Below are 14,652 nucleotides of genomic sequence, written 5' to 3' on the forward strand. Positions count from 1 at the left end.
ATTTGAGACGTAATAAGCCCGGGTGGTGAAATCTGGTAAACACACTTGACTTAAAATCAAACGCCGAAAGGCTTGCGGGTTCGATTCCCGCCCCGGGCACTAAATTTTCACTTCCTCAACTCCATCTTTAGCATTCACCCATCTCGCCGCCACAAACAAGAAGTCACTTAACCGATTAAAATATTTATACAATTCCGGCCGAATTGGCGCGGTTTTTCCAAACGCCACCAATTGTCTTTCCGCTCTCCGGCAAACGGTTCGCGCCAAATGCAAATAAGCTCCAACTTCACTTCCGCCCGATAAAATAAAATTTTTAAGTTCCGGCAATTCCGACCACATTGTATCAATCCATTTCTCCAAATCCGTTATTTTCTCTTCGCTAAGCTTTTCTATTTGCTCATTAAGAGGCGTTTGCAGTGAGGCGACTTCCGAACCGGCTATAATTAAATCCTTTTGCACCTGAATCAAAAAATCTCTCAAATTTCCTTCATCCATTTTTGCTACCACCACCCCCAGAGCCGCATTTAGCTCGTCAATCTCGCCAATCACCTGCATCTCCAAACAACTCTTCCCTATCCTCCTGCCGTCTGATAAAGAGGTCTCACCTTCATCGCCCGTTTTAGTATAAATCTTCATACTATCTATCTATGAACACCCAGTGGTGCTTCCACAATTTAAACATTTATAACAACTCCCGCTTCTGATAGTTATATGCCCGCAAGTCGGGCAAGGCGGCGCATCGCCCATCATACCTGATAACTGTTGATTTACAGCATCAGCCGCTGCACCCGCAACCTCCTCAACCGGTTCAACTTTGGGAATGTTCGGAAGCGTGGCCTGTGTGCCGGAAGCATCATCTTCTTCGCGTATATCATCTGCCCCTAACTGCATAGTTTTTTGACCGCGCAATTCCGCTTCAATTTTTTCCATTTGCTCGGCCCGGTTCTTTTGAATGCCGGCCGGTTTCACCTGCACAAAATCCATTCTTCCCAGATATTCCATCCCCAACACCCGGAAAATAAAATCTATAATTGAAGTGCAAAATTTAATATTAGGATGATCAGTGATACCGCTCGGATCAAATCTGGTAAAGGTAAACTTATCAACATATTCTTCCAGTGGCACGCCATACTGCAAACCGGTTGAAATGGACATAGCAAACAAATTGAGCAAGCTTCTAAATGCGGCTCCCTCCCTGTACATATCAATAAATATCTCCCCTAACTTTCCATCCGGATATTCACCGGTGCGCAGGAAAATCTTTTGCCCGGAGACCTTGGTTTTGATGGTTATCCCGCTGCGCTTATAAGGCAACCTTCTCTGCTCGCCATGAACATAAATCTTTGACCCCTGGTTGGTGCCATCATGCGCGTATTTAATCATGGCGTGCGTAGCCAGTACCGATACGGTTTCTTCTTTCTTTGCTTCTACTTTCTCTTCTTTTTTCTCCTCTTCTTTTTCTTTCTTATCACCCTTGCTTGATAGCGGTTGTGATAATTTACTCCCATCCCTGTATAAGGCAATCGCTTTGAGTCCTAATTTCCAGGAAGCGATATAAGCGGTTTTGACATCGTCAATCGTGGCCTCATTGGGCATATTGATGGTCTTGGAAATTGCGCCGGACAAAAACGGCTGGACTGCGGCCATCATTCTAATATGCCCTAAATAATGAATATACCGCTGGCCCTTTTTGCCATTTTTATTGGCCGTATCAAACACCGCGTAATGTTCTTTGCGCAGATGCGGCGCGCCTTCAATGGTCATAGCTCCGCAAACATATTCATTGGCCGCTAAAATCTGTTCTTGAGTGAAACCCAAAGCGGAAAGCAAATTAAAATTCAGGTCATTATATTGTTCGCTGGTAAAACCAAGGCGAGTGAGACAATCTTCACCCAGCGTCCAGGCATTAAACGCAAATGGCAGTTCAAATACCATTGGCATTGATTTCTCCAATTTTACTATTTCTTCTTCAGTGAAACCCTTTTCTTTTAATGTCTCATGATTAATATGCGGCGCGCCTGAAAGAGTGCCCCGACCGCGCAAATAATTTATTATGTCAATCATTTGGCTCTCGGTATACCCAAGCACCTTTAAAGCCATAGGCACGGATTCATTTACAATTTTAAAATATCCGCCGCCGGCCAATTTTTTAAATTTCACCAGCGCAAAATCCGGCTCAACGCCGGTGGTGGCGCAGTCCATAAGCAAACCGATTGTGCCGGTGGGAGCAAGCAGGGTCACCTGCGAATTTCGGTAACCAAATTCCTGACCAAAAGCCAGGGCTTTGTCCCAACTCTCCTGCGCGGCAGAAAGTAAATATGACGGCACATACTGTGAATCTAAACCCATTGGCTTGACCGCCAAATTTTCATATTCATCTTCAGGGGCATTGTAGGCGGCACGCCGGTGATTTCTCATCACCCGCAACATATCTTCTTTATTAAGTTCATACTGCGCAAAAGGTCCGAGCAATTTGGCCATCTCCGCGGACGTGGCATAGGACTCGGCAGTCATCAAAGCCGTAATGGCTCCGGCAATGCCCATGGCTTGCGGAGAATCATAAGGGATACCGGCGGTCATAAGCACACTGCCGACATTGGCATAGCCCAGTCCCAAACTTCGAAATAGATAACTGTTCTTGGCGATTTCATAACTTGGAAATTGCGCCATTAAAATGCTTACTTCCAAAACAACCGTCCAAATTTTGGTGGTGTATCTAAAACCTTCAACATCAAAAGCCAAGGCCTCCGCGTCATAAAAATGGCCAAGGTTAATTGAGGCCAAATTACAGGCGGTGTCGTCTAAAAACATGTACTCACTGCAAGGATTTGAGGCCTTTATCCGGCCCGACTGCGGACAAGTGTGCCAATCATTTATATTGGTATCATATTGCAATCCCGGATCAGCGCATGACCAGGCCGCGGTGGCAATTTTGTCCCATAAATTTTTAGCCGGCAAGGTCTTACAAACCTGACCGTTTATACGCCAAGTTAAATTCCAGTCGCCGTTATTTTCAACCGCTTCCATAAAATCCTGGGTCACGCGGATGGAATTGTTTGAATTTTGTCCGGAAACAGTTTGATAGGCCTCGCCTTCATAGGCAGAATCATAGCCGGATGAAATCAAAGCCGCCACTTTTTTTTCTTCATTCATTTTCCAATCAATAAACTTCTCAATATCCGGATGATCAATGTTTAAAATAACCATTTTGGCCGCCCGGCGGGTAGTGCCGCCGGATTTGATCGCGCCGGCCGCGCGATCGCCAATTTTTAGCCAGCTCATCAATCCGGAAGATTCGCCGCCACCGGATAATTTTTCTCCGGAGCCGCGCAAATTGGAAAAATTTGTCCCAGTGCCGCTGCCGTATTTGAATAACCTTGCTTCCCTGACCCACAAGTCCATAATTCCACCCGGATTTACCAGATCGTCTTTGATTGATTGAATGAAACAAGCATGCGGTTGATTGCGGGAGTAGGCGTCAGGCGACGGCATCACTTCTCCGGTGGCATCCTCAACATAGTAATGACCCTGCGCCGGACCATTTATGCCATAGGCCCAAAAAAGACCGGTGGTAAACCATTGCGGCGAATTTGGCGCCACCATTTGGGCGATGAGCATGTAAACTAATTCATCATAAAAAATTTGGGCATCTTGAGGGCTGGCAAAATAACCGTACTTTTCTCCCCAATATCGCCAGGTGCCGGCCAATCTATGGGCAACTTGCTTAATACTTTTTTCACTGCCCAAAACCGGCGAACCGCTTTCGTTTAATGTTGGCGTACCATCCGAATTATATTGCGGTACTCCGGCTTTTCTAAAATATTTCTGGGCCAAAATATCCGTCGCCACCTGCGACCAGGTGCTGGGCACCTCAACGCTGGTCATTTCAAAAACAATTTGCCCGCTCGGCTCTCTGATAACCGATGACCGAAGCTCATAGGTGAACATATCAAACGGACTGATATCGTCCCGGGTGTAATGCCTGGCAAATCGCAAACCGTTCTCTACGTTATATTTAAAATCGCTGTCGGTTATATAGGTTTTGGTGGCCACGGCATTTTGCATATATTCCTGCTTATAGTATTTAAAATTAATTTTTACCACAATATGTAGTAAAAGGACATTGACAAAATACATTATATCATTTTTACAAGCCGGGCACAAAGATAATAAATTTTAGCTAAAATTGGCCTAAAATCTAAATAAAAAAACTCATACTAGATGAGTTATCCACCGCCAAAAAATTGGCCTCAACTTTATACCGAGACCGGGATGACTTCAAAAGGCGGAGCAGGAGGAGCTTCGGGAGGTGTTTCTGGAGTTGGAGGAACTTCAGGAGCAGGTGGGGCTTCCGGGGCAGGCGGAACTTCGGGGACAGTTGGAGCCGGGGCGCTTTCAACAACCGGAGGTGGGCTGGGTGGTGTCTCCGTTACAGTTTCCGGAGTTGGGGTCGGAGTGGTTGGTGTTGGTGTTGGTGTTGGGGCTGGGGTTGGTGTTTCAACCGGTGTTTCAGTCGGAGTAGGAATGGGAGGAAGTGTTGGGGTTACAGGCGCATTGCTCCTCTTAGCTACGACTATCCAATCAAAGGTTGCGTTGCTATTTCCATTGTTTAATTCTTTCACCACAAAACCATTAGCACTCTTAGAAGCCACATACACTCCATTTCCTTCACCGGATGTCAAAGTCACGCTGATTTTAATGGGCTGATTCGGATCAATCACATCCTTAATTGCAGCATCAAAATCAATTTGTACGGTTCCGGACATAAGCTGAGACGAACTGGAAAATACTAATTCGGAATTGGTGGATTGCATGGCATACAAATCCTGCGAACCATTGGCTGTTTGTACTTTGGCAATTAAATTGCCGTCAGCGTCAATTCTCCACTTCCCGCCTGCGCCGGTGATTGAAGCCACATTAATAATTGTATTGTTCTGAAGATCAAGGTTGCCGCCGGTATAACTTAATTGCCCGCCGGTTTGTGACACGCCCAAATTTTCCGGAGAACTGCTGGGTGATAAATTTATTCCTTGGAGAGAAGCGATCTGGTTTATGCTATTTTGAATTTCAGCAATAGTGTTATCGCGATTATACATCCACCCGGTTCTAATTAATGTCATAATTTTTCCGGTGGGTTGATCCATTGGCTCAAGAGCCACACCAATTATACCGACCATCTTATTATTGTTATCTTTTGTCGGATCATACTTCATGGCGTATCCGGGCATAGAGGCGGAAATTAACAAATCACCGCGTTGTATTGGCCCGTTTTCATTGGAAACTTTGACCGGCACACGGCCAACCATGGCCATGACAGCCATATAATCAGTTTTACCGTTGCCTACTATAATAGTCGGGTTGGTAGAAACCACGCCGGCCACAGATTGCTCATATGCTCCGTTGCTTCTTCGGTATGTATCCGGCGCACTTGGGTCTACCATCAAAACATCCCCCGGTTCAACATTATCATCCACGGCAATATCCACCTTCTCTGCCAAATCGCCGGGGTTTGTGGATGTTCCTAAAGTGATTGATGGAGCGTAAATATTTCCTTTGGTATTAACATCGCCGTTGGCTGATACAGAAAACACCGGATCATTGTTTGAGCGCAGTGAAACAATATAATTATCCGCAGTGGAAGTATTGAAATTGATTGCGTTAAAAGTGAAGGCCTTAGCCGAAGGGGATGAAACTGCCGCTGATTGAAAAGTGATCTCTTGGGTTGTACTACTTAAGATAAGGGTTGAATTTAACTTCTTTAGGTCTCTATACATTGTCTGCTGGTTGGTGAGCAAGAATTGAATAGCTGACCCGGCGGCTATACTATTCTGGTCGTGGCCGGTTAAAAGATCCGGAGATTCATCGGCAATAATGCCATATTGCCAGATGGCTTGATCGCCATAAGCGCTTACATCATTAATAAAACGATATTGATTAATATTTAAACTGTCCAACATGGATAACAGGTTGCTTCTTTGTGTTTCTGTAATCGGAACAATATCCTGCTTAATGGAACGGGAGGACCCATTATGCCATTGGCCGTCAACTGCACTATAGTAACCGCCGCCGTCCATGTTTAAAAGATAACTAAAAGAAGAGGTGCCGATGCCGACATTGCCGCCCATGATGGCCATTACGTTAATGGCAGACACAGTATAATGGGTTTCGGTATTTCCAATGCCGATACCGATTGAACCAGTTCCTGAAACTTCTATATAGTTGCCTAAAGCCATGGCTTTTTCCGCAGACGAGGTCACATGGCTGCCAAAGGCAAAAGAAGTACCGGCTGAAGCAACCACAGTATCACCAATAGCTACCGATACATTCCCTGTTGCCGTAAGATGTTTTCCCATTGCTATAGAACTATCACCCGAAGAGACCCCGTCTCCCATGATAAAGGAAGAGAGACCGCCCGCCACTCCGCCCAACCCAAGAGCAACGGAAGCAGTGCCACTGGCTGTGTTGCCTCCTCCGGCGGCGAACGAGTATAATCCGCTGGCTTTGGTGCCGGCGCCAAAAGCAGCTGACGAGGTGCCAATATTGGCTTCATCCCAACCAGTGCCATCGCCAAGCGGCAACACTCCCAAAAACATATCTGCGGTCTTTCCAGCTCTAAACGCCGCTTTGGATGGAATCCACATCATACGAGTACCGGTGCCGGAAACAGGAGTGGCTCCGACTGTGCCAGCGGCTAAAATAGCACCGTCTTGAAGAGTAAAAAGTGCTTGAGGAGTTGTTGTTCCGATTCCCACATTCCCACCCATAATAGCCATGACATTGCTTTGATTTAATTCATAACGTGGCCATATATTATTCAAACTAATACCAAAAGATCTGTCACCGGTTACATTAATACGAGTTCCCATGGCAGTTGAATACGCGCCACTGGCAACAACATCATCACCAATGGCAATGGCTTGCGTACCACTGGCATATGATTGATAACCGACCGCAAAAGAATTCCCTCCGGTAGCTCTGGATGCAAAACCCAAAGCCATAGAGCCATCCCCAGAGGCAATTACACTATCTCCTAACGCAACAGATCGTGCGCCAGAGGCCTTAGCAAAAGATCCCAAAGCGATAGCCGTCGTATTGCTAGCAATGACATTCCAACCCATAGCCACAGAAGAAGATCCTATCTTTGCATCATCCCAATAAATAGATTCTTCCCCACCCTGATCTTCAAGCTTGCCGGCTCTAAATGCCGCTTTGGACGGAACCCACATCATACGGGTACCGAGGCCGGAAGCGGGGGTGTTGCCAATGGTGCCGGAAGCGATGACGGCGCCATTGATAATACCAAAAGTATTTGCGTTAGATAAGGTGCCATTATCTGAATTGCCTAAACCGATACCGAAGGAATTTGCACCGGAAACTGTCATATACCTGCCCATAGCAATAGAATACTGGGCAGTAGATGTTACTGAAGTTCCAATAGCCACAGCAAACGACGTCAGTGCCCTGGCGTCACCACCGATAGCTACCGAAGCGGTACCACTTGCTGTGGCAGCACCAAAAGCTGAAGATCCGTCTCCTGTGGCGCTGGAGCCGCCCAAAGCTGTAGCACTGGTGCCGCTGGCATAAGAACCAAAACCCATCGCAACAGATAAAGGCCCCCCAGAAAAATTATTCATACCTATTGCAACAGAACCAAGGGCGGTGGCTTTATTATTAACCCCCAAAGCCATGGAGTATTCACCAATATTTGCATCATCCCATTCTGTTCCACCATATGGGTCGGCTCCATAGGTATCAACACCTACCGCGCCAGCTCTAAACGCCGCTTTACTTGGTATCCACATCATACGAGTGCCGGGACCGGAACCGGGAGTGTTGCCGGTGGTGCCGGAGGCGATCATGGCACCATTGATTATTCCAAAAGTATTTGCAGTAGATAAAACACCATTGTCAGATGACCCCAAACCGATACCGAAGGAATTTGCACCAGAAACTGTCAAATATTTGCCCATTACAAAAGAATTTCCGCCCGAACTTGTTACAAACTCACCAATAGCAACAGACCTGCTTCCCAAAGCTCTTACTGTTTCACCCATAGCAATGGCTTTAGCCGCACTGGCAAATGCATTATTACCAAGAGCGATAGCTCCGTCGCCTTGAGCTTTATTGCCTGATCCCATAGCCACTGACGCGGTGCCGGTGGATATATTGCTGGCGCCCATGGCAATGGAGAATATACCAGCTGAAATATTTTCAACACCTGAAGCGAATGTATATGGACCGCTGGCTTCAACATTATACCCCAAAGCCATAGAATAAGAACCGATACTTGCCTCATCCCATTCTGTTGAAGAAGCATACCCGGCTCTAAAAGCCGCCTTGCTCGGTATCCACATCAGACGAGTGCCGGCGCCGGAAATCGGAGTCCCTTGGGCACCTGTGCCACTGGTTGAACTGACAGCCAGAATAGCGCCATCTAAAATTGTTAACGCCGCTTGAGGTGTGGTGGTGCCAATACCAACATTCCCACCCATGATGGCCATGACATTGCTGGCTGAAATAATTCTATCTGTTGTATCCAAGCCAATACCAAACGACTGACTTCCTGTAACATTTATATGTGATCCCAACGCGATTGCGCCTGAAGCAGTACTTGTAATATGCCCACCCATGGCGATTCCACCAGAAGCAAAGGCATGTGCGTTTTCACCCATCGCAAAGGAATTAGTACCCAATGCTGTTGACCAATTTCCTAAAGCAACAGCACCGTTTCCTGCTGCCCAACTGCCAACACCGGCGGCAAAGGCAGCAGTGCCACTAGCGATGGTATCTATACCAAAAGCAACTGAACCTAAACCAATTTTTGCATCATCCCAAGCATCCACACCGGCATATAGACCCTGGATTGATCCGGCTCTAAAAGCCGCCTTGCTCGGTATCCACATCATGCGAGTGCCGGCGCCGGAAATCGGAGTCCCTTGGGCACCTGTGCCACTGGTTGAACTGACAGCCAGAATAGCGCCGTCAACTATTGTTAATCCCGCCAAAGGCGAACTGGTATTTATTCCTACATTTCCATTTGCCAAAACGCGCAGCATGCTGGAGCCGGAGGAGGAGGCGATGTCAAAAAATGGACTGCTGGTAACCGAACCGGATATTGAGAATAGAGCTGTTGGAGTAGTTGTGCCAACTCCCACTCTGCCGGTTGTTCCTTCACCGGCCGATGGGCCTACAAATAATGTGGGAACTGTAGAATAAAAGCCCACAACCAAAGACCTGTCAGTGGAGTTGACAAGTAAACCACTACCTAGACCCAGGCCGTTACCAATAATAATGGAACTAAAGGCACTTGAAGAAACATACTGACCAAGGGCAAAGGAATTATCACCGCTGGCAGTGGAGTATTGCCCCAACGCGGTTGAATAGTTACCACTGGCAACAGATCGAGAACCCATCGCGGTTGAAGTATAGCCGCTCGCAACGGTATTACCACCCATCGCGACTGACCGGTCCCCGATTAACGCATCATCCCATTGTGTCCCATCTACAATACCCGCCCTAAACGCCGCTTTACTTGGTATCCACATCATACGGGTGCCGCCGCCGGAAATTGGAGTGTCACCGACTGAACCTGTGGCCAGGATGGCACCATCAACTATTGTAAACTTTGCCAAAGGCGAAATTGTGTTTACGCCTAAAGCCCCCAAAGTGCCTGTTGATGAAATTCTAAAATTGGCCACTTGATCCGCGGATGATTGATTTTGTATATAACTGTCTGAACCGGATGAAGATGCGAATCCTAAACTGCTTGTATTCACCCATTGCCCGCGGCCGCTGCCGTTAGACATATAAATATTGCCGCTATATCCGGAAGTGGCTATAAAATACTGTCCGTAATCAATATTATTTATTCTGTAAGTCCCGGTGGTATTAATATCACCGGCTACTGATAATTTCCAGGCAGGAGAGGTGGTGCCTATTCCAACCGAACCGCCAAAGTACGACGGCGTGTTTGTTGCCGAAATTGACAAAGCCCCTTGTGACAAAATACCACCATAACCAACCGTCAAAGATGTCCCTATATCAACTATTCCTTTGGTGATTATTTCGTTTTGCACTGCAAGTTTTCCAACTTCGGCCGAGTGAGCAAATAATGAACCGACTTCCGTTCCATAAAGATCGGTGATAAAAAATAAACCAGAACTATCATTGACAGAAAATACGTAATTCCCAACCACCTTGACCCCATAATCTCCCGCATACACATTACCAACCTCACTCATTACTCCCGGATTTGAAATATCAATTATATCTATAATTCCCAAATAAGTTGATACAAACGCATAATTTCCGGAAATGTCTAAGTCAAACGGAGCATTGACCAGGGCAACCGTGGATGATACCACCGGTGTAATTGGATTGTGTATATCCACAGATATTAAGGTATTATTCCATGTACCCCCTAAATATGCATACCCTCCGGAAACATAAATAGGATAGGCCCCTGAACCTGCCGGCAGGTCTGTAGTGCTTTTCTGTACTGGTAAATTTGGATTAGAAATATCTACTACCATCAAATGACTAGTATGTGTCAAATAAGCGTACTTACCGGAAACAAATATTTCCCCGGGGCCATAGTCCAATGTTACTGAACTTACTACTACCGGGTTATATGGATTGGAGATATCAATTACATACATTTTTGTATCATCTGTATCAGCGACGTATAAATATTTACCCGACACAAAAATTGAGTCCGCAGAACTGCTTGATCCTAATGATGTTGTGCTAATCTGAACCGGAGATGCTGGTTTGGTTACATCAACAACAACTAATTTATTTGTCATACCAGCGCCCAAATAAGCATAATTACCGGCAACAAATATTGAACTAACACGCCCTATGCTTAACAGTAATGTGGCAACCTTGATTGGAGCGCTTGGTCTATTTATGTCTATTACAGACAAGTATGATGGATCGCCTCTATCCGAAACATAGGCATATCGGCCAGACACATATAATTCAGAGGCCTGGGATTGTGCGAAGACAAACCCTACGGTGTTTATACCCGAATCGGGATGTATGGGATTATAAATTTTACCCAATACGGTCAGTTTTCTACTTGTCGCTGTTGTGCCAATTCCCACCTGTCCTCCGGCTGTCGCAAAAGTCGCCCCATAATTAAAAGTGGAAGTATTGTTTGAGATTACAGTCAGTTTGTTTGTGACGGTAGTTGTTGAAATCGTCGTACTGTTAAAATTAAAATTTCCGTTGACATCCGACACTGGAATGTAAGTTGACGAAGAAACAGTGGCCGAAGCAACTCCGTCCAAATACATTGAATTAAAAGAATATGGTGAGGCCGTGATTTGTTTTCTGGGGGTTAGGGTTTGGGCGCCGATTCTTACTTCCAAAAATACTGACGCATTATTTTTAAAAATATTTGGATCAAGGGTATTGGTACCAGTGTCGCCGAGATTGATTGAGAACAAACCTGAAGTTGGTGTAACAGCGATTGAGGTGGGTGTACCAACCGTGCCTCCGGCTGTATAGAGTGCCGTACCTCCGGACGCGGAATCATACAAAATAAAATACATGTCCTGACTGGTTGTTGCCGCTAACCCGTTCACCAATAATTTTCCTTGATAAGTAATTATGCTGGGTGGGGTGGCAGACCGCGCATTTAAACCATAGGCAATGAAAAACAAAATACACCCAAATATCAAAAAAATGGGAAGAATTCTTTTGCAGTTCTGCCACTTCCTCTTTAACTCCTGCATATCTTCTTTGTTACTTCTATAGTATAGCACCTTTTAACGACTATTTATACGTTTTTTAAGCAAAAAACTGTGGATAAATGGACTTCGTATCTTTTTTGCTATATAATTAAAATCACTATGAACCAAAGCGAAGATACAGAACGAGTTGTTCAGCCCGAAGTTGAAAACGAAGAGGCAATCTTAGATATTTCTTTGCGTCCGCAAAAACTGGCTGATTTTATCGGACAAAACCAACTAAAACAAAACCTGCATATATCAATGCAGGCGACAAAAAAACGCTCGGAACCGTTGGAACATATTCTCCTTTATGGAAATCCGGGTTTGGGGAAGACAACTTTGGCTCACATCATCGCCAAAGAAATGAACAGCAATATTCGGGTAACATCAGGCCCGGCCTTGGAAAAAGTTGGCGATCTGGCCGCCATTTTATCAAATCTGCAGGACGGCGAAATTTTATTCATAGATGAAATTCACCGACTGAATAAAACCATAGAAGAAGTGCTCTACCCCGCTTTAGAAGATTACGCCTTGGATATTATCATCGGCAAAGGCCCGGCCGCCCGGACAATACGCATGCCACTCTCCCGATTTACTTTAATCGGCGCGACCACAAAAATCGGACTTATATCAGCGCCTCTGCGCGACCGCTTCGGCCATACTTTTCATCTTGATTTTTATGAAGAAGATGATATAAAAACAATCCTTTTGCGTAACGCAAAAATTCTGGATGTGGAAATTAACTCGGATGCGGCCGATCTCATTTCGCAACGCGCCCGCCGGACACCGCGAATTGCCAACCGCCTGCTTAAACGCGTACGCGATTTTGCCCAGGTAAAATTCAACGGGAAAATAGATAAAAAAGTTGCCTCCGAAGGACTTAATATGCTGGCTATTGATCATTACGGCTTGGACGAAATAGACCGCAGATTGTTAAATACCCTGATTCAAAAATTCAATGGCGGGCCGGCCGGTCTAAACACGCTTTCCGCGGCCATTAGCGAAGAAATGGACACAATTGAGACAATCTACGAACCATTCCTTTTGCAAATTGGATTCCTTGAACGAACGCCCCGAGGCCGGCGAGCCACTCCGGCCGCCTACACGCATCTTGGCTACGGCGCCCCTAAATCTCAAACTCTTTTTTAATTAAATTTATGATTTCAATTCCCTTATATATATTTCTAATAATTTATTTTATCTTTTTATTTATTTTCGCGATTTTTTTTATCACCAATCTCTTGCATATTGTCCTAACCGGCACCACTACTTTTTCCGGACTCATAGTGACCCTAATCATTATTTGCTTAAGTTTATTTGTTGTTTTTGAGACCTGGAATATCTTACAAAATATAGATTGGAACCAGCCAATTATTATAAATTTTAATGTTTGATATGACTCTCAGCCAATTGATCAGTCAAAAATCTTACGAAAAAATTGAACGCACAATCAGGAGGCACCCGATAACCTTCATCCCCTATTTACTTCTATTTTTCCTGCTTTTAATCGTTCCTCTTGGTCTTTATTGGCTGGTTATAAATTCCTCTTTAGTAATGCTTTTGCAAAATCCTATCTACCATGTCTTGGCTATCCTTTTAACCAGCATTTATTATCTTTCAACCATTTTATTTTTCTATACTTATTTCGTGTCCTTTCATTTGGATTTATGGATTGTGACTAATGACCGAATTTTGGATATGGAACAAAAAAGTTTGTTCGCGCGTACCGTGTCCGAAGTTGACCTGTACCAAATTCAAGATGCCACTTCCACAATTGCCGGATTCTTCCCAACAATTTTTAATTACGGAAACATTAATCTGCAAACAGCCGGCCCAATTGCCAGGTTTGTCTTCCGCAACGTGCCTCATCCAAATGAGTTGCGCCAAACTATTCTTGACCTGGCGGCTGAAGACAAGAAATTCCACGAAAACCAGCCGCCGGCATCCGCTTAGTATATTTTCTCAACTTCCGTGTTAGAGTAATAATATTTTAGTATTTCTTCATAGGTCCAGCCGTCTTTGAGCGCTCTTTGCGAGGCATCGTGCGTGCTCATACCCAAGCCGTGTCCCCACAATTTCAAACCTTTGTCATATTTAGCCACAACACTTTTAAGCCATGGCCTCTTCTGACCGCCTTTGATGGGTTTAAAATCAAGAGTATGTCCGTTTGAATGGCCAAAATACGGAGTCAAAACCGGATTGCCATTATATGTAACCATCTCGCCATATGTGTCCTGTTCTGCCTGAACAATTTTTGGCATAACCAGCTCGCTGTTATAGCCCAAATATATCTGGTCCACAGTTGTAGGATAAATATCAAATAAATGCTTTTCGGTTGTTGGGGCAATCATCTGGTAAGCATAAGATCTGGCCGCCACGAGCAGTGCTTTGGCATATTCCGGCGCCACATCATTTGCACTTTCAGCCACACCGGCCACATACTCATCAAGCGGCAATTCATTTATAATGTAAGGAATGTCATTTTTGGGAGAATACCTGTATTCCATCACGCCTCTATAAGTATTGAAGTTGATTCCGCCCCGACCGGAGACCTTGCGCGTATAATTTGTTAATTTAAAATAATAGGTTAATTCATCGGGAACAAATCTGATCGGGTCTGAAGAACTGAAATCTAAGTCCGTGCTGACAAAATTATATACACCATCATTAAAAGAAACCGTGGCCGGTTCCCCCGCATACAAAATCCCTTTTACTTCTTGTCCGCTATAAATGTTATAAGGAAAATCCGCCTCAAACTTAACCGGTTTGTCAGAGGTGTATAACCTAACCCGGATATTCGGTTCATTAATCAAGGCGCGCGCATCAGTAACCGCGCTCACTGTTGAAACTTTGGCCAAAAATAGGGTTAATAGCAGGGAAATAACAATTATTGCTTTTTTTTGCATATGTGAAAAGT

7 protein-coding genes and 1 tRNA gene are annotated in these 14,652 nt (G+C 45.0%); 4 read left to right on the top strand and 4 right to left on the bottom strand.

The window, feature by feature from the left end; translation table 11 throughout:
• Positions 1-16: 16 nt before the first annotated feature.
• A tRNA-Leu gene (locus WC526_00320) sits at positions 17-99 on the top strand.
• Here WC526_00320 and WC526_00325 read toward each other — a convergent pair.
• The 3 genes from WC526_00325 to WC526_00335 all read right to left on the bottom strand — a co-directional run bounded on the left by WC526_00325 (position 100) and on the right by WC526_00335 (position 11,738).
• Positions 100-636 carry a cob(I)yrinic acid a,c-diamide adenosyltransferase gene (locus tag WC526_00325; GenBank protein ID MFA5061584.1) on the bottom strand — a complete coding sequence of 179 codons (537 nt, stop codon included), beginning with the start codon at positions 634-636 and terminating at the stop codon, positions 100-102.
• A gap of 9 nt (positions 637-645) precedes the next feature.
• Entirely contained in the window at positions 646-4,065 is a 3,420-nt protein-coding gene (locus WC526_00330) for a vitamin B12-dependent ribonucleotide reductase (protein MFA5061585.1), read from the bottom strand.
• A 191-nt stretch (positions 4,066-4,256) separates the two neighbouring features.
• The gene (locus WC526_00335; protein MFA5061586.1) at positions 4,257-11,738 is read right to left on the bottom strand and encodes a tail fiber domain-containing protein; all 7,482 of its coding nucleotides are present in this window, start codon (positions 11,736-11,738) and stop codon (positions 4,257-4,259) included.
• Between the two features lie 117 nt (positions 11,739-11,855).
• Between WC526_00335 and ruvB the strand changes: the two genes are divergently transcribed.
• From ruvB to WC526_00350, 3 genes are read left to right on the top strand one after another with little or no spacing between them, the layout of a single operon-like run.
• The gene (gene ruvB / locus WC526_00340; GenBank protein ID MFA5061587.1) at positions 11,856-12,884 is read left to right on the top strand and encodes a Holliday junction branch migration DNA helicase RuvB; all 1,029 of its coding nucleotides are present in this window, start codon (positions 11,856-11,858) and stop codon (positions 12,882-12,884) included.
• Between the two features lie 8 nt (positions 12,885-12,892).
• Positions 12,893-13,129, top strand: a complete 237-nt coding sequence (locus tag WC526_00345) for a hypothetical protein (protein MFA5061588.1) — start codon at positions 12,893-12,895, stop codon at positions 13,127-13,129.
• Between the two features lies 1 nt (position 13,130).
• Positions 13,131-13,688, top strand: coding sequence for a PH domain-containing protein (locus WC526_00350; protein MFA5061589.1), 558 nt, complete (start codon positions 13,131-13,133; stop codon positions 13,686-13,688).
• Here WC526_00350 and WC526_00355 read toward each other — a convergent pair.
• The gene (locus WC526_00355) at positions 13,685-14,641 is read right to left on the bottom strand and encodes a SpoIID/LytB domain-containing protein (protein MFA5061590.1); all 957 of its coding nucleotides are present in this window, start codon (positions 14,639-14,641) and stop codon (positions 13,685-13,687) included. The genes WC526_00350 and WC526_00355 overlap by 4 nt on opposite strands.
• Between the last annotated feature and the right edge of the window lie 11 nt (positions 14,642-14,652).

The sequence above is a fragment of the Patescibacteria group bacterium genome (genome assembly GCA_041649475.1).
Classification (GTDB): Bacteria; Patescibacteriota; Patescibacteriia; order Magasanikbacterales; family GWA2-37-8; genus JBAZNA01.